The organism is Shewanella putrefaciens, from assembly GCF_016406325.1.
In the GTDB taxonomy this organism is placed as follows: Bacteria; Pseudomonadota; Gammaproteobacteria; order Enterobacterales; family Shewanellaceae; genus Shewanella; species Shewanella putrefaciens.
Window position 1 is genome coordinate 789423 of record NZ_CP066370.1, and the last position, 19164, is coordinate 808586.

At 41.8% G+C, this 19164-nt stretch carries 18 protein-coding genes and 1 pseudogene; 11 read left to right on the forward strand and 8 right to left on the reverse strand.

Going from position 1 to position 19164, the window contains the following annotated elements:
* Positions 1 to 92 precede the first annotated feature (92 nt).
* Complete coding sequence (locus tag JEZ96_RS03625) at positions 93 to 1862, reverse strand: flavocytochrome c (protein ID WP_011918713.1); 1770 nt, start codon at positions 1860 to 1862, stop codon at positions 93 to 95.
* A gap of 224 nt (positions 1863 to 2086) precedes the next feature.
* On the opposite strand from JEZ96_RS03625, the gene JEZ96_RS03630 reads away from it, so the two are divergent.
* From JEZ96_RS03630 to JEZ96_RS03645, 4 genes are all read left to right on the forward strand, one after another.
* Positions 2087 to 3115, forward strand: coding sequence for a porin (locus JEZ96_RS03630; RefSeq protein WP_128090168.1), 1029 nt, complete (start codon positions 2087 to 2089; stop codon positions 3113 to 3115).
* Positions 3116 to 3262: 147 nt separating this feature from the next.
* Positions 3263 to 4135: a LysR family transcriptional regulator gene (locus JEZ96_RS03635; RefSeq protein ID WP_229781425.1), complete on the forward strand. Its 873-nt coding sequence runs from the start codon at positions 3263 to 3265 to the stop codon at positions 4133 to 4135.
* Positions 4136 to 4157: 22 nt separating this feature from the next.
* Positions 4158 to 5384, forward strand: coding sequence for a DUF819 family protein (locus tag JEZ96_RS03640; RefSeq protein WP_061782824.1), 1227 nt, complete (start codon positions 4158 to 4160; stop codon positions 5382 to 5384).
* A 115-nt stretch (positions 5385 to 5499) separates the two neighbouring features.
* The gene (locus JEZ96_RS03645) at positions 5500 to 7044 is read left to right on the forward strand and encodes an EAL domain-containing protein (protein ID WP_011918717.1); all 1545 of its coding nucleotides are present in this window, start codon (positions 5500 to 5502) and stop codon (positions 7042 to 7044) included.
* 34 nt (positions 7045 to 7078) lie between these two features.
* On the opposite strand, the gene JEZ96_RS03650 is transcribed toward JEZ96_RS03645, so the two are convergent.
* The 3 genes from JEZ96_RS03650 to JEZ96_RS03660 all read right to left on the reverse strand — a co-directional run bounded on the left by JEZ96_RS03650 (position 7079) and on the right by JEZ96_RS03660 (position 8967).
* Entirely contained in the window at positions 7079 to 7417 is a 339-nt protein-coding gene (locus JEZ96_RS03650) for a P-II family nitrogen regulator (RefSeq protein WP_198779849.1), read from the reverse strand.
* Positions 7418 to 7600: 183 nt separating this feature from the next.
* Positions 7601 to 8563 (reverse strand): ketopantoate reductase family protein, encoded by a 963-nt coding sequence (locus JEZ96_RS03655; protein ID WP_011918719.1) that lies wholly within the window; start codon positions 8561 to 8563, stop codon positions 7601 to 7603.
* A 44-nt stretch (positions 8564 to 8607) separates the two neighbouring features.
* Positions 8608 to 8967, reverse strand: a complete 360-nt coding sequence (locus JEZ96_RS03660) for a VanZ family protein (RefSeq protein WP_011790615.1) — start codon at positions 8965 to 8967, stop codon at positions 8608 to 8610.
* A gap of 163 nt (positions 8968 to 9130) precedes the next feature.
* Here JEZ96_RS03660 and JEZ96_RS03665 point away from each other — a divergent pair, with 163 nt between their 5' ends.
* Complete coding sequence (locus JEZ96_RS03665; RefSeq protein ID WP_011790614.1) at positions 9131 to 9616, forward strand: YajQ family cyclic di-GMP-binding protein; 486 nt, start codon at positions 9131 to 9133, stop codon at positions 9614 to 9616.
* A gap of 107 nt (positions 9617 to 9723) precedes the next feature.
* Here JEZ96_RS03665 and JEZ96_RS03670 read toward each other — a convergent pair whose 3' ends face one another.
* The 4 genes from JEZ96_RS03670 to JEZ96_RS03685 all read right to left on the reverse strand — a co-directional run bounded on the left by JEZ96_RS03670 (position 9724) and on the right by JEZ96_RS03685 (position 12903).
* Positions 9724 to 11139, reverse strand: coding sequence for an AmpG family muropeptide MFS transporter (locus JEZ96_RS03670; protein WP_011918720.1), 1416 nt, complete (start codon positions 11137 to 11139; stop codon positions 9724 to 9726).
* A gap of 193 nt (positions 11140 to 11332) precedes the next feature.
* Entirely contained in the window at positions 11333 to 11653 is a 321-nt protein-coding gene (locus tag JEZ96_RS03675) for a hypothetical protein (RefSeq protein WP_011790612.1), read from the reverse strand.
* Positions 11654 to 11721: 68 nt separating this feature from the next.
* Positions 11722 to 12306, reverse strand: coding sequence for a peptidylprolyl isomerase (locus JEZ96_RS03680; RefSeq protein WP_011790611.1), 585 nt, complete (start codon positions 12304 to 12306; stop codon positions 11722 to 11724).
* A gap of 30 nt (positions 12307 to 12336) precedes the next feature.
* Positions 12337 to 12903 carry a YajG family lipoprotein gene (locus JEZ96_RS03685; RefSeq protein WP_011790610.1) on the reverse strand — a complete coding sequence of 189 codons (567 nt, stop codon included), beginning with the start codon at positions 12901 to 12903 and terminating at the stop codon, positions 12337 to 12339.
* 426 nt (positions 12904 to 13329) lie between these two features.
* Between JEZ96_RS03685 and JEZ96_RS03690 the strand changes: the two are divergent.
* The 6 genes and pseudogenes from JEZ96_RS03690 to JEZ96_RS03715 all read left to right on the forward strand — a co-directional run bounded on the left by JEZ96_RS03690 (position 13330) and on the right by JEZ96_RS03715 (position 19157).
* Positions 13330 to 13897: pseudogene (locus JEZ96_RS03690) on the forward strand (porin family protein).
* 222 nt (positions 13898 to 14119) lie between these two features.
* Positions 14120 to 15151 carry a DUF2804 domain-containing protein gene (locus JEZ96_RS03695; RefSeq protein ID WP_011918722.1) on the forward strand — a complete coding sequence of 344 codons (1032 nt, stop codon included), beginning with the start codon at positions 14120 to 14122 and terminating at the stop codon, positions 15149 to 15151.
* 134 nt (positions 15152 to 15285) lie between these two features.
* Positions 15286 to 16149 carry a sterol desaturase family protein gene (locus JEZ96_RS03700; protein ID WP_011918723.1) on the forward strand — a complete coding sequence of 288 codons (864 nt, stop codon included), beginning with the start codon at positions 15286 to 15288 and terminating at the stop codon, positions 16147 to 16149.
* Between the two features lie 148 nt (positions 16150 to 16297).
* Entirely contained in the window at positions 16298 to 16933 is a 636-nt protein-coding gene (locus JEZ96_RS03705) for a hypothetical protein (protein WP_011790606.1), read from the forward strand.
* Between the two features lie 168 nt (positions 16934 to 17101).
* Positions 17102 to 18496 (forward strand): UDP-N-acetylmuramate:L-alanyl-gamma-D-glutamyl-meso-diaminopimelate ligase, encoded by a 1395-nt coding sequence (gene mpl, locus JEZ96_RS03710; protein WP_198779850.1) that lies wholly within the window; start codon positions 17102 to 17104, stop codon positions 18494 to 18496.
* Between the two features lies 1 nt (position 18497).
* Positions 18498 to 19157, forward strand: coding sequence for a flavin prenyltransferase UbiX (locus JEZ96_RS03715; protein WP_011790604.1), 660 nt, complete (start codon positions 18498 to 18500; stop codon positions 19155 to 19157).
* The last annotated feature ends 7 nt before the right edge of the window (positions 19158 to 19164 follow it).

A 19164-nucleotide genomic window follows, 5' to 3' on the forward strand; every position in this document is an offset into this window, starting at 1 on the left:
AGATAGAATTCGAATAACTCCAGCTAAATAAGTGCATCTCTGAATAGATAAAATGAGAGACCATAAGTGGGTCTCTCATTTTATTCTCACTACTATTTTTGGGTTAGTGCGTGTTTTGCCGCATTTGTCCCTGCGATTTTGCCGAAAATCACGGTATCAGCTACAGCATTACCACCTAGTCGGTTATACCCATGAACGCCGCCGGTAACCTCGCCTGCCGCAAATAAACCTTTAAGTGGTTGGCTTTGTATATCAAGCACCTCTGCTTTCGTATCAATGGCTACCCCGCCCATCGTATGGTGGATTCCGGGCGCAACTTTTACGGCATAGTAGGGGGCTTTTTCTATTGATAGTGGCATTTGTTCACGATTAAATGCCTCATCCTTACCCTGTTTGAAATAACGGTTGTAGTTTGTGATCGTTTTTTCCAAAACACTTGAAGTCATCCCCGTTATTTTTGCAAGCTCTGCAACGGTATTGGCCTTTTCAAGCATTTCTAAATGATCATACCCCTGAACCATTTTGGCTTTTTTATATAATTCATTATCAAATACTAACCAAGCATATTGTTCAGGCTGCTTTAAGATGGCATCAGAGGCTTTATCGCGGGTTGTTAATTCATTGATAAAGCGGTTGCCATCTTTATTTACCATTATGGCACCGACACCTCGGACCGTTTCTGAAATTAATATCCGGCTATCTTTCCCTACCGTTGGATGTGTTTGGATCCAATCAATGTCAGTCATACTTGCACCGACTGCTTTAGCCAGTTCAATACCATCTCCTGTTGAAGTAATATTGTTCGAGCTTGTCATACCTTTAAATGTAGGGCGATAAAAAGCAATCATCTCTTTGTTAAACCCATAGCCGCCTGTGGCTAAAACCACCGACTTAGCTGCAACCATATAGTGGCCTGAATGTTTACCATGGACGACAACACCCACAATTCTTTGTTCATCATCAACAACTAACTTGACCACTTTAGAATTGAGTCTTGTATCAACACCTTCTTTATCGGATGCTTTTCTAAGTACATCGATAATATGTGGACCAACACTTAAACCACCCGATGGACGATGTGTTCTATCGACTCTGGCGCCACCAGAACGCTTTAAATCGTCCATATTGGCGCCTAAAGATTCTAACCATTTAATGCCATCAGCAGATTGTTCCGCTAAGATTTGTACCAATTTAGGATCGTTAGCATATCGACCGCCTTTCATTGTATCTTCGACATACCATTCGATTTTATCATCGACCTTATGGTCTTTTTGCTGAGCCGTCCCGACGGCATTATACCCGCCTGCGGCGAGCATAGAGTTGCCACCACTAAATGGCGCTTTATCGAGTAATATAACGTTAGCACCCGCCTTTTTAGCAGCAATTGCAGCATTAAATCCAGCGCTACCCGCCCCAACAACAATCACATCCGTTGTTTCTTTCGGGCCTGCAGCAATCGCTTTATTTATTGCCTCATTATCCCAACCTTTGTCCCATGGCTCCTTGGATTTTGCTTTATTAAAAGGCATGTCGAGCCCTTTAAATGAATGGCATTCGTTGCAATATAATTTGGGTTGTTCATGTCCTTTATGACATGACGTACAATTAATATCGCCTAAATGTGAAGAGTGTGGATCAATTTCAAGTTTAGGATTTGCTAGTTTTTCATAATCACCATGGCAGGATTTACATTGTTTATTTTCAAATGTTTCACTGTCACTTACCTTATTGGGTGCTGTATGGCATGTTTTACAGCCATTGATATCTTTATGAAATGATGCTAAATCATTTTTATTATCTGCAGCCCATGACGAAGCCGTTAACATTGAACATATAAAGATGCTCAAATATTTTATTTTCATGCATTTCTCCAAATGTGTTTTTATCAGTTTTATATAATGATAGTGATATCTCATTATTAAATAGTGATGTCGCGCAATGAATCGCGGTTGTTAAGTATAATTTAATGGTGGTTAAATTATATTTAACCATGTGATTTTGTTGGTTAGTTGTGATCTAAGGTGGAGATGTATTGATTTAAAACATTAATATGGCATTGCTTTTATATTCTAAAAAGGTGATGTCAATGAAGAATACTAAATATATTTATCTTGGTGCAGTTTTAATTTGTTCAACTCAAACATTAGCTGAGCCATTAGATTTTTATGGACGCTTATGGCTGGGTGTTGCAAATTCAAGTAATGGTCTATCTGGTAATGAAAAGGTTGATGGCTTTTCTCTTGAAAATTATGCTTCATATTTAGGTGTTAAAGGAGAATATGCTGCATATGATAACTTTAGCTTGTTATATAAATTTGAAGCAGGAATAGAAAGTTTTGATAACGATGACTCCAATATTTTTAAACCTAGAAATGCTTACTTAGGTTTTAAAACTAACTATGGGTCAGCCGTTTTTGGTCGAAATGATACTGTTTTTAAAAGTGCTGAAGGAAAAGTGGATTTATTTAATATTACCTCTAGCGATATGAATATGATCATTGCGGGTAACGATAGATTAGGTGACTCCGTAACATTAAACAGCGCTAAAGTCGTTGGTGTGACTATGGGGATTAGTTACGTTTTTGATAAGGACTTTAATCAAAAAAATCCAGAACTATCTGATAAACAAAACAATTACGCGGTAAGTTTCACGGTAGGGGATGCATCGTTTAAAAATAAAAATCATTATTTTTCAATTGCATATGCTGATGGTTTGAATTTACTAGAGGCAACAAGATTGGTAGGCGGACTTTCCGTCGCATCGATAAAATTCGGCGCTATGTATCAGCACTCAGAGTCGAGTTTGTATGACAATATTAAAGGGAACTCCTATCTATTAAGTATGAGTGTTCCAATTGATAAATATGATATAAAGCTGCAGTATCTAAAAGATGATGCCGGGCTTGGTAAAATTACAAAAAATGCTGGAGCAGATCTAAAAACACTAAAAGAGAGTGATGCAAGTCAATATTCACTCGGGGTTGATTTTAAGGCCCAGAAGGATTTGACATTTGGTGTAGGTATCTCCTATTTTGATGGTGATTATACCGATGCCAAAGGGCATACTGAGTTCGATGATACTCTCATTTTTGTATCTACAAGATATTTGTTTTAATTATCTATAGATAAAGCGGCTATAATCGCCGCTTTATTAAAATTAGATATTTATCATGTTAATTATCTAATGTTTTAAACTATTATACTGCAAGTAAACTGATTTCCCCTCGTGGAGCATATGATGCGGATAACATTAAGACAATTGATGATCTTTAAAGCTATACATTCTGAGAGGCAGATCTCAAAAGCAGCAAAAGTGCTTCATATGTCAACACCTGCTGTCAGTATGGCACTTAAAGAATTAGAAAGTTCTTTAGGTTGCAGGTTATTTGAGCGGGTGTCGGGTGGTTTGGTTGTTAATGCCCATGGAGAAATTATATTACCTTATGCAAATGAAATGCTCTGTAAAGGGAAGGAGTTGGAAAATATATTCTCATTTCCTGAGCACGGGATTAAGGGAACCTTAACTATTGGAAGTAGTAAAACGGCTGGTAATTATGTTTTATCTAGGAAAATTCCTTTATTTAAAAGCCAATATCCAGATGTAAAAATAAAATTGGTTGTTGATAATAGTTTAGTTATTGAGAAGATGGTCTCTGAAAGAGAGCTCGATTTAGGTTTTATAGATGCCAAACCAGCGAGTAAAAATCTTATTTGTGATCACTGGTTGCAAGATAATCTTTGTATTGTGAGTGGTGCGACTCATCCCGCAGCTAGTGATGTAAACACAAAAGCGTGGCTTAGTGAACAATTATGGATATTCGACCATGAAGCATCGCTTTCTCGAATTCGGGCAATACAGTTATTAAAAAGTTTAAATATTCATGTCCGTGATGAAATTTGCATGTCGACAATTGGCGCGATTAAGAGAGCCATTGGGACTGGTATAGGGTTGAGTGTACTGCCTATGCTAGCTATTGATGCTGAATTAGCTCGGAAGGATCTTACTTTATTATCTGTTGATGGATGGGATTATAAACGGACTTATTGGTCAATTCAGCGAGAAGGTGAAGAATTGTCTGCACTGAGCATGAGTTTTTTAGCTTTTAGCAAGCAATCATATAATCATCTTAGCTAATCATTCTACTAGGTGAACTATTTTGCTTTCATCGGATCTTGAAATAGGATTTTTTTTAGCACTTTTACTCGTTGGTATTTTTTATACTCATTCATCCTCCATCAAGTTTTTTAACATTTTATATCGTATTTTTCCTTTAATGTTAATCTGTTACATTTTACCCGCTATTTTTAGTTCACTAAATATTATTGATGCTAGTAATAGTCAGCTCACCGAAATAGCAAAAACACATTTTATGCCCAGTTGCTTGTTTTTATTGATTTTAAGTACCGATTTCTTTGCTTTAACCTTAGTGGGCAGAAAACTGCTAGGTATGTATGTGTTAGGTGCGGTAAGTATCTGCATTGGTGGTCCATTAAGTTTATGGTTTGGCGCAGTATTTTTTCCTGATGAACTCCTTTGGCAAGGGGATAATGCAGCGTGGAAAGGTATGTCAACACTGATGGCCAACTGGCTTGGTGGAACCGCGAATCAATTAGCGATCAAAGAAATTCACCATGTAGGTGATGCAGTCTTTGCAGTAATGATGGCAATGAATGTTCTTTTTTCTGGTTTATGGATGGTTATATTACTTTTTATTGCAGAACGCCAAGATAAAATTGATGATTTACTGAAGGCTGATAAAAGTTTTAGACCGATATTTTGTCATGATCTCAAGCCTAAAGTGATGCTTAAGCTAACTCGTTATTATTGGATATTGATATTGATGAGTGTCTTTTTGATGGTGATGTTCTTTACCAATAATTTATCCTCTTTTCTTGCTAAAACCATTGCTGACCATTTTCCTGCTTTATTTAAGTATAATCTCACTTCTGATTTTTTTTGGTCAGTGTTAATTGCCACTTTCTTAGGTTTGTTATTTTCATTAACAAATGCAAGGCATGTATTAGTCAATGAAACTCGGCATCTCGCACTTTTTTTTATTTATATCATGATTATGTTGATGGGATTGAATTTTGATATTAGTGCATTGAGTGCAGCGCCATATTATGTTTGTATTGGGTTTGTTTGGTTTTTTATACATATTATTATTTTGTTTATTTTTACTGTTTTTTTTCGTTTACCTATTATGTACTTAGCAATTGCAAGCCAGTGTAATATTGGTGGGGCAGCTTCTGCGCCTGTTGTGGCGAGTGCCTTTCACCCAAGGTTAGCATCTGCTGCGGTATTGATGGCTGTTTGGGGTTACACTTGGGCTTCTTTATTGGCTTGGTATGTTGGCTTTTTAATGCAGTCTATTCAACCCTAATGTAATGATTAATAGAAAATATTTTTATTGTAATTAGGGTGATGTGTTTGAATATTTGCAACATTCATGTTTAGTATACAAATGGTTACAACAATCATATAAGGGATTTGCTAGGATGCTGACCCGTTTAAATTTACTACAAACTCAAATGCGCAATCTGATATCTGCCTATGACCTTTCGCCTAAGCATTGGGCGGTCATCTTGCTACTGCCTATCTTGCTTGCAATGGGGCTGAGTTATGCCACGACAAGCTATACGGTGCATAATAAAGCTCGGGATATTGGACATTTTAATTTAGAGCGTCTTCAGGATTTATTGAAGAAGTCAGATAGCATAAGTGAGTTTGCAATGACTCTTGGGGAGGGTGATTGCGCTAAGTTAAGTGAGTTTATGAGGTTTAGGCCATACTACCGAGCGGTATTATTATTTAATGAAAAGGCTTTTTATTGTTCATCTATCGTCGGTGATATCAATCTTCCTCTCAATTTTCTTCTACCAGAAGATAGATTAAAAGATTCAACTTATTACATAGTGCCTGAAACCCTTGCTCGCCCCGGTGTTCCAGCGGTGATGACTGTTTCAAAAGATGCTAAAACTCACCATGGCGCGATTGTGTTAATAGAAGGTCAGTATCTTATTGATAATTTTATTCAACCTGATGTTTTTCCGCGCCCAGTGAGTAATGTCGTGCTTGGATTACACGGGGCAACATTGCCAACAGAACCCAATTTTGGTGAGGGTGACGTTATTGCGGTACCTGCTATCGATAATGATTTTGTGATGTTATTAGAAGTGCCTAGAGCGTTTTTTGAGCATTTTTTCTGGATTTATTTTGGTGTGTCATTACCGATTTTTTTTATTTTTATCCTTTTATTGTGTCTATTATTCTTACGGAAAAAACGTCGTCACTCCCTTGCTGACGATATCCGTAGTGGTATAGAAAATAAAGAATTTTTCTTGGTTTATCAGCCTGTAATTTGTACCGAAGATGGAAAAGCCAAAGGGGTTGAAGCACTTGTTCGTTGGCAACATCCTCAAATGGGGTTAGTTCGACCTGATTTATTTATTCCTATCGCTGAAGATAGTCAGTTAATTGTGCCTTTGACCAATTACATCTTTGAAAAAGCCTTAGAAGACTTTGCCAATATGGAAGTTGAGGCTGGTTTTAGGATTGGTTTTAACGTGGCGCCAGAACATTTTGCTCAAGTGGATATTGAGTCGAAATTTATCCATTTACGGGATTCTCTCCAACGTATCGGTGTCACTCCACTGATTGAGATCACTGAGCGGCAACTCTTGACACCAGATATCTGCCAGCGTATTGAGGGGTTACGGCAGTTAGGTATTCTCGTCGCGATTGATGACTTTGGTACAGGGCAGACAACCCTCTCTTTGCTGCAAACTATGCCCTTAGATTATCTAAAAATTGATAAGTGCTTTATCGACACAATAGGACAAGAGTCGGTAACATCCCATGTACTTGATACTATTATTGAACTTTCACATAAAATGCATTATGTGGTGGTTGCGGAAGGGGTTGAAACTCAAGATCAGGCAGATTATTTAACTAGCAGACAAGTACACTTTCTACAGGGGTATTTATTTGCAAAGCCTATGAAACTTGAGGAGTTAAAACGCTGGTTAGTCGAGCAGATCTAACCTAGTCGTGATTAAAAGTAACGCGTTGGAGTTATCATATTGCATCGGCACCTTCTTCTGAGGTGCGGATGCGTACTACTTGTTCAAGATCCGTCACAAAGATTTTTCCATCGCCTACTTTACCTGTATGCGCGGCTGTCATAATGGCTTCAATGACGGCGTCTTTCTGCTCAGTATGGATGGCCATTTCAAGTTTTATTTTAGGTAAAAAATCGACAGCGTATTCGGCACCACGATAGAGTTCTGTATGCCCCTTTTGACGACCAAAGCCGCGGACTTCTGTAACCGTCATGCCATTTATACCCAGTTGGGTTAGAGCTTCACGTACATCGTCTAATTTGAACGGTTTAATTATTGTGGTGACCAGTTTCAACGTTATTCTCCAACAAGTAGCAGGGTTAATTTGCACGGTTATAGCAGGAATTAGGCCATAAAAACAAAGCATTCATTATCATCATGTTAATTTAGATGTACACAGTAATAATGTCATATTTGATATAAAATGGTGCGAAATTAATTTGGTATGCACCATACAGGTGCATTATTTCAGTGCAACTTATTGCCCATGCTGCCCAGCAGGTTTTGATATTTCTAGCAGTTTAACTTTTTTGCACATTTCGGTATTAATAGCGGCACTTAAGCCGTGCACTCTAGCACGCTCACAGATATAGCCATTGATTTGATCTATTTCAGTGCGCCTTTGATGTGCAATATCTTGGTGCATTGAGGAAAAGTTTTCTGCCGTAAGCGTTATCACTCGATAGACTCTGTCCTGTAAGAATTTCCTATCGAGTGTTATACCATCCTGTGCAGCAACTGAGACTAACTCATCAAGGATAGCTGTAATGATGTGATTAAATTGCGGCTCTGCTAGCATTCCATTAGGGCATTGATATATTGCAGTTAAGGGATTGATTGCCGCATTAACCGCCAGTTTTTGCCATAGACAAGGAATGATGTTATCAACCCATTCACAATTGGGGATGGCTTCCAATAAGAGTTGACGATAACGCTCATCAAGCTGTTTGCCACAATAATGCCCAATTTGGGTTAACCCTTGCCCTGTTTGTTTTATCTGCCAACGCTGCTGGCGAAGCACACCTTGGGATGTTGTTCCCAAACTAAGGCCGCGAGAACCGATAAGGGGAGCTAAAGCTAAGTGTGACCCCATACCGTTATGCAGTAGCAAAATATGACACTGGCTTGAAAGTTTATCGAGTAAAGGCGTAATTGCCTCGAGTACTTGATAGGCTTTAACACAAACGATGATAAGTTTTATACCTAACAGCGCTTCTTGCTTAGGCTCAAACATTGGCACTGTGTAATGACTTTCAAGGGGAGGGCTGACCATTGTTTCTGGCTGCATTAAGGCGGTAAAGCTAAGTTGCTGCTCTTGCACTATATCCGTCGTTTTTCCAATAAAGCCGACAGGGTTTCCTGCCGTATGAAGCTGATGACAAATCAATTGCCCTACCGCTCCTGCGCCCAGAATTGCGATTTCAATATTAGCGGAGTTCATGCTCACTTCCCTTACTTATCTTGATTTGCTCAACATCGGCAGTTTTATTCTTGCAATTGTGCAGCGCGAAAGTATTTACCATAGATCCAAAGGCAAAAGTAAAACAGCGCGATACCTGCAAAATCGGCAAGTACATCTCCTATTGATGCACTGCGGTAGGGTAAGCGGGACTGCACTAACTCGATGATTACGGCATAGCTTGCCAGCACGAGCGATAGCCAATACCACTTTGGGCGAAAAGCGAGATAGGTCAGATAGGATAGGCAAAAAAAGCTCCCAAGATGGCCAATCTTATCGATATGAGGAATGCTCTGTGAATAGGTCGGTCTGGAAAACACCAGATAACTGATTACGACAAAGGCTACGGCTAAAGCCAGTTTAAATAGGGTGTTTTTGGTTATCACGAGTATGGTTTTATTATCTTAGCGTGGGGCAATAATAGGAAAATGCGCAACCAAAGTCATCCATAACCCGAGTTTTATCTTGCCCAGAATGAAGTTAACCTTCAACTTGTGGTGTGGAGTCGGTAAACTATGGGCATTTACAATCACCTAAGGGGCGGCAACCATGCCTTCATTTGATATCGTGTCTGAAGTGGACGAAGTTGAATTACGTAACGCTGTAGAAAACTCCCGTCGTGAACTTAGCAGTCGTTTTGACTTTCGTGGAAAGAATGCTGAAATCGAATATAAAGATCATGTGGTTACTCTGTCTGCTGAAGACGATTTCCAATGTAAGCAGCTTGTAGACATTTTACGGACTCAGTTAAGTAAGCGTAATGTGGAACCTTCAGCAATGGATGTGGATGAAAAGTCGGTACACAGTGGTAAAACATTTTCGTTGAAAGTGCGTTTTAAGCAAGGGATCGAAACCGATATTGCTAAAAAAGTCGTTAAGATGATTAAAGACAGTAAGCTGAAAGTGCAATCCTCTATCCAAGGTGACACGGTACGGGTAACAGGTAAAGCCCGTGATGACTTACAAGCGGTAATGGCGTTAGTGCGTCAATCTGAATTAGGTCAGCCTTTCCAATTCAATAACTTCCGCGATTAATATAATTTAATGCCTGTTTAAGTGCATTTAAAGCTTCTATATAAAAAGCCCTCGATGCTCAACATTGAGGGCTTTTTATTTGGTAATGTTGTTAATTTGATGAAGGGTTAGCTGTCTGATTGCTTGGTTTTGATCTGTGCATCATCCATTAATGATGTGCTGGGGTGTGGCGCATATTTGTTAACTAAGGCGATCAAGAATAACACTGGAAAACCAATGACGCTGGCGGCAACAAAGAAGTTTACATAGCCAAAAGAATCGACATAAGCACCCGAAAAACCAGCAATAAACTTAGGGAATAGCAGCATGATCGAAGACAACAAGGCATATTGAGTTGCACTGTAGCCGTTGCTGGTGAGGCTCGATAGATAGGCAATAAAGGCTGCGGTGGCGATACCAGCGCTGAAGTTATCCACGGAGATTGCAAAGGTTAAAAAGGGCACGTTATAACCAATGACAGCCTGCCAAGCGAATAACAGGTTAGTGACCGCCACCAGTAAAGCGCCAAGAAAGAGTATTTTCATCGTGCCAAAACGGGCTAAGAGCACACCACCAAAAGCTGCACCAACTAAGGTCATAATAAGGCCGTATATTTTACTCAGATAGGCAATTTCTTCCTTTGTGAATCCCATATCCACATAGAAAACGTTCGCCATAATCCCCATCACAATATCTGAGATCCGGTAACAGGAAATAAGTAGCAAAATAAGGATAGCACTACGGCCATAGCGTTTAAAAAAGTCGATAAAAGGTAGCACGCTAGCGGTATAAACCCAGGAAATACTCGCCGCTATGGGTCGAGGATAACTTGCGCTTAAACGTTGTTTTAATTCGAGCTCAGTGGCATCTGCAGCGCGGGTGTCCACTTCGGGCTCGCGGCTAAAAAGGGTGGTTAAGATCCCCACCGACATTAATCCTGCCATCACTAGGTAGGACGTTTGCCATGCCACTAAGTTATATTCGGTATTGCCTGGTTCAACCCAAGCTGCAATGGTGAGTGCGCCAGCGGTAGCAACGATCATGGCACTGCGATAGCCCACTTGATAAGCCGCTGCGAGCGCGGCTTGCATTTTTTCTGGTGCCGATTCAATCCTAAAGGCATCAATGACAATATCTTGAGTGGCTGAAGCAAAGGCGACCATGAGGGCGAAAATAGCTAAGCGTTCGAGATCTTTTAAAGGATCGCTAAAGGACATGCCAAGAATAGCGGCCACTAATAGCAGTTGGGCAAACAGCATCCAACTACGTCGTCGTCCGAGAAAGCGGGTAAATAAGGGTAAAGACAGCCTATCCACCAGCGGCGACCAAGCCCACTTGAAGGCATATGCTAAGGCTATCCAACTGAAATAACCGATAGATGTCCGATCAACTCCAGCTTCGCGCAACCAGAATGATAGAGTAGAAAATACCAGCATCAAGGGCAGCCCTGCGGAAAAACCGAGGAAGAGGAGGATTAAAACCCGCTTGTGATAGTACACACTAAGCGCATCGAGAATGCGTTGAATAGAACCTGTTACGGACATTGGTATGAGTCTAAGTGTTGAATCTGCCTAGCTTACGGGTAAGGTGCCATTAGGTTCAAGGACTAATACCAATCCTTTTGGAACTCAGATTTGCTTATTGGCACTTTATCATAAAAAAATGACCCAGTTATGCTGGGCCATTTTGCCTGTGATACCACCCTATTGATTGCCTAATATGGCAGTCTTAGACCTATTAAGGTCTTATCCCTATGCAACCGTTAGGCATTCTGCCTCCAAGACTGAGAAAGTTACAACAATCATGGATTTGCTTACGCAGATATTGATTGCCGCGAAGAGTGCTGCCTGGCCAAGTGTTAAAGCTATGGAGTAAATGCCAAAACACTTTCTCGGTTTCCGTTTGCGCGTCGCCTGTTGGATTGAGCAATTGCCATTCCTCTAGCGTATCCCAAAGATAGAGCTGTACTTCATGGAATTCGAGTTCATCACTCAAAAAGGCTTTTCCATACACAGCAAGCTGGGGTGCTTTATTATCGATGAAATCAGTTGCTGTCATCGTATGCCTCCTTTCAGTTGCTATCTGAGTATAGATGCATAATTAGCGCTTTTACTCGAATTTTTTTATTATTTTTTAGGCAGTAATTTAGCCGATTTCAATATGATTGGGGTGACGGGGACATCGGGCCAATTAAGTTTAGGGTTGGTCGTTGTTTCTACTACTGCCATGGCTTCAAGTACAGGTTTACCTTCAATTATTTCACCAAAAACGGCATAACCCCAGCGGCGTTTTGAGGGGTCGAGTTTAGTGTTATCAGTCACGTTAAAGTAAAACTGGCGTGTAGCCGAGTGTGGATCGTTATCCCGAGCCATGGCAATTGTGCCCATACTGTTCGTTAGACCGTTGCCAGACTCATTCACTATAGGTTTTCCCGCAGGCAGTTCATCCAATTTAGGGTTGAGTCCTCCCCCTTGCACGACAAAATCGCTAATCACGCGATGAAAAATGGTGTTGTCATATTCACCTTTTACGACATAGGTTAAAAAGTTGTCGACAGTAATGGGGGCTCGGGTTCTGTCTAACTCGACCACGATTTTGCCTAAACTGGTATCAAACTCGACTTGGGGATACAAGGTGTCAGGTTGAATGTCGATTGCAAAGCTGCTGTGACTAATACACAGGAATATGAGCGCAGATATCCAGCGTAGCATTTTGATTTCCTTATAAACTATCGGCGATTATTATTGTTGTAAAAATTGGTTTAGCTCGGGATCATTTAGAATTTCCCCTGACAGCTGGCCAAGTAATTTGTTCATATCTAATTCTAGGGTTGCAAAGTCGGGGGTTAGTGGCCCTTTTAATGTCCCTTTGGCTTTATAGCGTTTAACGAGTTCTTGAGTCGAGTTTCGAGCTTGCACGGCAATCATTACACTGTGCTTAGCTTCATAACCAAAGGTTTTTTTGGTCACATCCATCTGTAATTCTTCTAATTGAATTTGTACCGAATGACTGGCTCCTGGATCAATTTGATAACCGGCTTGAGCAAAACCATTACGGAATACTTCGTCGAGTTGTAATTTTGGTGGTTCACTTGGGCCGACTAAGCGTGTTTTTGTGCCCTCTTCAATAAAGCGTGCAACATATTCGACATTACGGGTATCAAGGGTTTCCAGTGAAATAGGGATAGTTCTTGATATTTGTTGTTTCACATCTGGAATTTGCGGGCTAAAAGCCATATGAGTTGGCTTTTGGCTAGCGCAGCCCACGAATAGCAGGGGAAAAGTCAAAGTCAGTAATAGCCGTTTCATTGGAGATCTCGTGCAAGTAAAAGTGGTTACAGCATACCAGAAATCACTTTTGATGCCACAGAGCACCGTGATTCAGTTGAGGTACAGGCGAGGTGTATATTATACCAATCACATTAAATATCTAATCAGTTCAGAGCCTCACAGGCATCTCAATCCAAGGCGCATTGACGCAGAAATGGTCATTCCCTTTTAAGTCAATGCAACACGGGAGTCGGATACCTGTGAGGCTCCCGAAGGGCGGGTTTCAGCACGCTTTATACTGCGTTTAAGGCTTTCGACAGAGCACCACTATGCCTTCAATCCTTCGCCTTGTCTAAAGCGCGTTGAACTCCCGCTGAATGAACAGATATTTAATCCGATTGGTATTATCCATCGCGACAATTTTTAAAGACTCAATTAACTCAGATGAGAGCGTGAATGAAATATATAACGAATTTATCCCTATCAGTATGGGTAGTCTTGTTAGGCTTGAGTGCTGGCACATTAAGCTCGAATGCAACTGCAAATGATGCAACTCATCATCTCGTTGGCGCTAGCTTAGGTTACGGTGCCCAAGAATTTGAAACTAAAAATGGTAAATATGATGCGGGTGATACCGTCACTGTCGATTTATATTATCGCTATATGCTCAATGAGCATTTTGGCGTTGAAGCAGGTTATTTAGCAGGGTCTGGTGGCGTGGCAAGTGCACTTGTTGAGGCATTTAGCGAGATAAAAGATCTAAGTTATCAGGGGGGGCAGAATAGCCGCTTACGGTGAATATCCGTTATCGAGAGGCAATAGCTTGTATGCCAAATTAGGCGCAGCTTACACCCAAGTGAGTTATGAGATGGATAAGCAAGATAGGGATTCTGACGATATCGGTTTTTATGGTGCAGTCGGTTGGCAATATCGATTTAAGTCGGGGTTTGGTTTGAATCTAGAATATCAATATATTCCGATGAAAGAACTAGAGTTGCAGGGGATTAATGTTGGTATTAGCTACAAATTCTAATCGCTTCTCAATATCCTGCGAGCAATGATGAAAGCGCCTTTAGGCGCTTTTTTGATTTTATCACTAAGGCATTTCGCTAAGATAGAATGCTGGTGGATAACAAGTTCACAACAATTTGGTGTTGCACTCTTTTAATGCAATGTGGGACAGGTTAGAGTAAAAATTCGATGTTTATAAGAGGAGAGCATAGATGCTCCCCTGTTCTTTGTGTAAGGCTGAGTCATGTCAACGATAGCAACGCAAATCGCCCCTGATAACCTAATCAATCCGAAAGGATTACCTCATTTAGGCCATTTCGATGGCATAGTCAAAACCTTAGGCTTAGCGGATTTTGCCTACTATGACACTATGGATAAACCTGCTTCAGCGTGGGCCAAGCATTTCGATTATAAGCAGTTTCAGTTTGTTTCTTTGGTCACGCCACGTTATGTCCTTGGGGTCGCGCTTGCCGACATTGCCTATGTCGGCAGTGCTTTTTGTTATTTATACGACATTAACACTAACACACTCACCCAGCTTGATTGGCTAAAACCTTTAAGGCTTGGCTATCAGATGACGTCATCACCTGCTAATGGTAAAAGCCAAATTGGTCGTAAAGGGGCGCGGTTAAGCTTTGAGATTGTTGATGGCGGTTGGCGGTTAATGATAGATACTAAAAACATTCAAGCCGATGTGACTTTGCATCCATTCCCCCTAAGTTTACCTATGGCGATGTGTAGTCCGACGGGATATAACGGCTGGACTTACACACAAAAGCATAATGGTTTGACCGTTAAAGGTAGTTTGACAGTAGGTCACGAGCCTCAGCCGTTGAATCAAGCCTTAGCGGGCTATGATTTTTCAGCAGGTTATATGCGCCGCGATACGAGTTGGCGCTGGGCGTCGATCAATGCGCGGATCCATGAAGGCATAATGGGGCTTAATTTAGCTGCCGGAGTTAATGAAACCGGGGCAACGGAAAATGTCTTTTGGATTAATGGCGAGCGCCATTTACTTGGGCCCGTGCAATTTGAATTTGATCGCTATGCCACTCTTGGCGCCGAAGTCTGGCGGATCTACAGCCAAAATGGTCAAGTGGATTTGCAGTTTGCGGCGCACAATTGTCGCAGTGAAAAGCGTAATTTACTTTTCCTTAAGAGTAACTTTCGCCAATTTATCGGCCATTTCAGCGGCACGATAATCGACAATCAAGGACGCAGTTATTTGCTCAGTAATGTCCTTGGTCTCGCTGAAGATCACTATGCACGTTGGTAACCGAGCATGGGGAACCGACCATTGTTGCCTGCGTTGTGGTGTTGAATGCGGTTTATTAACCTCGGTTTGGATTGAGATAACACGATAACGATAAAAAGAATCATAAAACAAGAAGAGTAAAGGACGACCTTAATATGGATATCACCTCACTGATCCAGCACCCAGAAGTGTTACTGCTTATACTTGCTCCATTGTTTTTCATGTGTATTTTGCTGGAATGGTACTTTGGCGATAAAAAACAAAGATTACCTTTGAGTGCACGTTATCGTGGTCAAGAAGTGCTGTGTAATTTCAGCCTCGCGGCAATGCATCAAGGCGCAGATCTGCTCACAGGCCTTCTAATCGCTAAGCTGTATTTGGCGATTTTTGGTTGGAAATTATTCGATATTGAAATGGCTCCATTGAGCTTTATTGCCTTGATGGTTGCGCAGGACTTTTGTTATTACTGGTTCCATCGGGCGAGCCACAGAGTGCGCTGGATGTGGGCGGCTCATGTGGTACACCATAGCTCTGAGAATATGAATTTTAGCACTGCGTTTCGTCAGAGTTTAATGTATCCCTTTGCGGGCATGTGGGTATTTTGGTTACCGCTGGTGGTAATAGGTTTCGATCCAAACTGGGTAATATTTGTCGTATTGTTCAACCTTGGATTGCAATTTTTTGTGCATACACAAGCGATTACATCACTTGGGCCACTTGAATGGGTTTTCAATACACCGTCACATCATAGGGTACATCACGGCCGTAATCCCCAATATATCGATAAAAATTACGCAGGTGTGCTTATCATTTGGGACAAGCTATTTGGCACCTTTGAACCTGAGGACGAAACTGTGATTTACGGGATCACTAAACCAGTCAACAGCTTTAATCCACTAAAAGTGACCTTCAGTGAATGGTGCGATATGTTTAGCGAAGTTACGGCAAAGGGGTTGAGTCTGCCACAGAGACTGAGGATCTTATTTGCACCACCGACCAATCATCAAAAACATGATTAATAAAATAGTGTAAATGGCTAATGGGAGTGTGGCCTTAGCCTTGGTAGCCTACTTTTCTTTTTTTGCAAATTAATCGCTGAAAAAATGTACTAAACCATACTTTGGTGGTAATTTTTTGCACAAGGGATTCATCTGAGTAGGTTGCTATATGATTGATGAGCCGTATTTAACCTTGGAGGAATTAGCTTGCTTTAGTGAGCTATTTTCTCCTAATCGTATAACTCATGGCATGGAGGAGGCTAATCCTGAGCCTTGGGTTAATCATGTATTGACGGTTAAAACCGAAGTGCCGCAAGCATTGGCCTCCTTATTAGGTAAAGCCAAGTTAACGCTTTTAGCTGAGGTTGGCCCTTATAAACTGTGGTTCCCCCTTGAAATGAGACTCGATGACTTTGGGCAATTACAACCGACATTGGGTGTTCCAGAAGTCTTAGACACCACTGGTGCGGAACGGAGTTGGCGCCTGACTCAGCCTGAGGATGTGTGGATATTCGACCATGATCAGGGTGAGCAATGGTCTGTCGTGTCTTTATCGAGTTCTGGCATGGCTATTCGTGCTAAATCCCAACAACAGTTTGAACAGCTAATTGGTAGCCAAGAGTTACAGCTACAACTTCCCGATGGTGAGACGATGCGGGTAAAGATTGAACCTATCCGCCATGAAGAAGGATTGGCAATTGTGAGATTTGAAGCTGAAATCCAAGAGCGCGAAGCCTTACGTCAGTTCTTATTTAATCGCCATCGCAGCCAACACGCTAAGCTCTACGCCAGCTTACGTGGATAAGTGAGTGTTGCGACATAATCCTGTTAGATAAACTTCAGTCAATTGTAAAAATCCCTTTCTTTGTCAGGATCTTTGCCGAGTAAGTGGCTTTTCCGAGATCCTAACCTGCCAATCTGCGGTTCTATGGATTAGAATAGCCTTGAATTCAAAAACATCAGAGCGAGCAGTATGCACGTACATATTTTAGGAATTTGTGGAACCTTCATGGGTGGTCTGGCGTTATTGGCTAGGGCAAAAGGGCATAGAGTGACGGGTTCGGATGCCAATGTTTACCCTCCAATGAGTACGCAACTAGAAGAACAAGGGATTGAGCTTATTCAAGGTTTTGATCCTAGCCAATTGGGTGAAGCCGGACATTATCCTGACTTAGTCGTGATTGGTAACGCCATGAGTCGGGGAAATCCCTGTGTAGAAGCCGTGTTGAATATGGGTATTCCTTACACTTCTGGTCCGCAATTTTTGGCCGAGCATATTTTACCTGAACGTTGGGTGTTAGCGGTTTCAGGCACCCATGGTAAAACCTCAACTTCGAGCATGTTAGCGTGGATTTTAGAGGATTGTGGTTATCAGCCCGGTTTTTTAATTGGTGGTGTACCGCAAAACTTTGGTGTGTCTGCATGTTTGGGGGAATCAGCGTTCTTTGTCGTCGAAGCCGACGAATATGATAGCGCTTTTTTCGATAAACGCTCCAAATTCGTGCATTATCATCCACGTACTCTTGTGATTAATAATCTCGAATTTGACCATGCCGATATTTTTGCCGATCTAGCGGCTATCCAAAAGCAGTTTAACCACCTGATCCGTACTGTGCCAGGTGAAGGAAAGATCATTTGGCCCGTTGATGTGCAAGCGGTAAAACAGACTATTGATATGGGCTGCTGGAGTGAGCAAGAACATTATCATACAGCAGAGTCTATTACTGGTTGGTATGGCAAAGCCTTAAGTGATGATTGCCATTGTTTTGAAGTGTTTTTTGACGGCGAATCCCAAGGGGTACTTGAGTGGGATTTAATTGGTCAGCACAATATCGAAAATGCCATTATGGCGATTGCAGCCGCGCGTCATGTGGGCGTTAAGCCAAGTGCTGCGATTGAGGCTTTAGCACAATTTATACCGCCAAAACGTCGTCTTGAGTTGTTAGGTACAGTGAATGGTATCAGCGTATACGATGATTTTGCCCATCATCCCACCGCTATTGCGACCACATTAAAAGGGATGCGCGCTAAGGTCGGCCAGAGCAAAATTATTGTCGTACTTGAACCACGGTCAAATACCATGAAGAGTGGCGTGCATAAAGACACGCTCGCATATTCTATGATGCAAGCTGACGAAGCGTTTTTATATCAAGCAGATACGATTGACTGGAACATGAAAGAGGCGATGGGAGCCTCAGTGATCCCTGTCATGGTGTTGCATCAGATTGATGAGGTTGTCGCTAAGGTTGCGGCAACGGCTAAACCCGGTGACACCATAGTGGTCATGAGTAATGGTGGGTTTGGTGGTTTACATAAGAAGCTGCTTGCCGCATTAGAGCAGGCTTCAACGGTAGAGCAGGTTAACTAAGATGGTCTACGCAAAGTCGACTAAGGCAATTAGCTTAGCTTGGACTGGCGCCTCGGGTGCTCCCTATGGACTGAAGTTACTCGAATGTCTGTTGGCTTCTGGTTTTCAAGTGTTTTTGATGATTTCGAGTGCGGCGCGAGTGGTGTTAGCGACAGAGCACGGTTTGCAACTCAGTGCGAATAGCGAAAAAGCGAAACAACAACTGCTTGCTGTATTGGCAGAAAAAAATGCGGCTATTGTGGGGGAATTGGTTGTGCTTGGTAAGGATGAGTGGTTTTCTCCCCCCGCATCAGGCAGCGCCGCACCTAAACAAATGGTCATTTGTCCTTGCTCGACAGGAACACTCGCGGCGGTTGCGACAGGAATGAGCAATAACCTGCTTGAACGAGCGGCAGATGTGGTGATTAAAGAACGCGGACAGCTTATCCTAGTGCCCAGAGAAACCCCTTTTAATGCTATACATCTCGAACATATGTTGAGCCTTTCTCGCCTCGGTGTGACGATTATGCCTGCGGCGCCCGGTTTTTATCACAATCCCAAATCGGTGGAAGATCTGGTAGACTTCATGGTCGCTCGAATTCTCGATCATTTGGGCGTTGACCATGCACTAACGAGTCGCTGGGGGTATGACAAGCAGACCCACCGTGACCTCGACAATTGAGACTGAT

Excerpts from the sequence above, each read along its gene's own strand:
- JEZ96_RS03625 (WP_011918713.1), bottom strand. The coding sequence starts at position 1,862 with ATGAAAATAAAATATTTGAGCATCTTTATATGTTCAATGTTAACGGCT.
- JEZ96_RS03630 (WP_128090168.1), top strand. The coding sequence starts at position 2,087 with ATGAAGAATACTAAATATATTTATCTTGGTGCAGTTTTAATTTGTTCA.
- JEZ96_RS03635 (WP_229781425.1), top strand. The coding sequence starts at position 3,263 with ATGATCTTTAAAGCTATACATTCTGAGAGGCAGATCTCAAAAGCAGCA.
- JEZ96_RS03645 (WP_011918717.1), top strand. The coding sequence starts at position 5,500 with ATGCTGACCCGTTTAAATTTACTACAAACTCAAATGCGCAATCTGATA.
- JEZ96_RS03655 (WP_011918719.1), bottom strand. The coding sequence starts at position 8,563 with ATGAACTCCGCTAATATTGAAATCGCAATTCTGGGCGCAGGAGCGGTA.
- JEZ96_RS03665 (WP_011790614.1), top strand. The coding sequence starts at position 9,131 with ATGCCTTCATTTGATATCGTGTCTGAAGTGGACGAAGTTGAATTACGT.
- JEZ96_RS03670 (WP_011918720.1), bottom strand. The coding sequence starts at position 11,139 with ATGTCCGTAACAGGTTCTATTCAACGCATTCTCGATGCGCTTAGTGTG.
- JEZ96_RS03675 (WP_011790612.1), bottom strand. The coding sequence starts at position 11,653 with ATGACAGCAACTGATTTCATCGATAATAAAGCACCCCAGCTTGCTGTG.
- JEZ96_RS03680 (WP_011790611.1), bottom strand. The coding sequence starts at position 12,306 with ATGCTACGCTGGATATCTGCGCTCATATTCCTGTGTATTAGTCACAGC.
- JEZ96_RS03685 (WP_011790610.1), bottom strand. The coding sequence starts at position 12,903 with ATGAAACGGCTATTACTGACTTTGACTTTTCCCCTGCTATTCGTGGGC.
- JEZ96_RS03695 (WP_011918722.1), top strand. The coding sequence starts at position 14,120 with ATGTCAACGATAGCAACGCAAATCGCCCCTGATAACCTAATCAATCCG.
- JEZ96_RS03700 (WP_011918723.1), top strand. The coding sequence starts at position 15,286 with ATGGATATCACCTCACTGATCCAGCACCCAGAAGTGTTACTGCTTATA.
- JEZ96_RS03705 (WP_011790606.1), top strand. The coding sequence starts at position 16,298 with ATGATTGATGAGCCGTATTTAACCTTGGAGGAATTAGCTTGCTTTAGT.
- mpl (WP_198779850.1), top strand. The coding sequence starts at position 17,102 with ATGCACGTACATATTTTAGGAATTTGTGGAACCTTCATGGGTGGTCTG.
- JEZ96_RS03715 (WP_011790604.1), top strand. The coding sequence starts at position 18,498 with ATGGTCTACGCAAAGTCGACTAAGGCAATTAGCTTAGCTTGGACTGGC.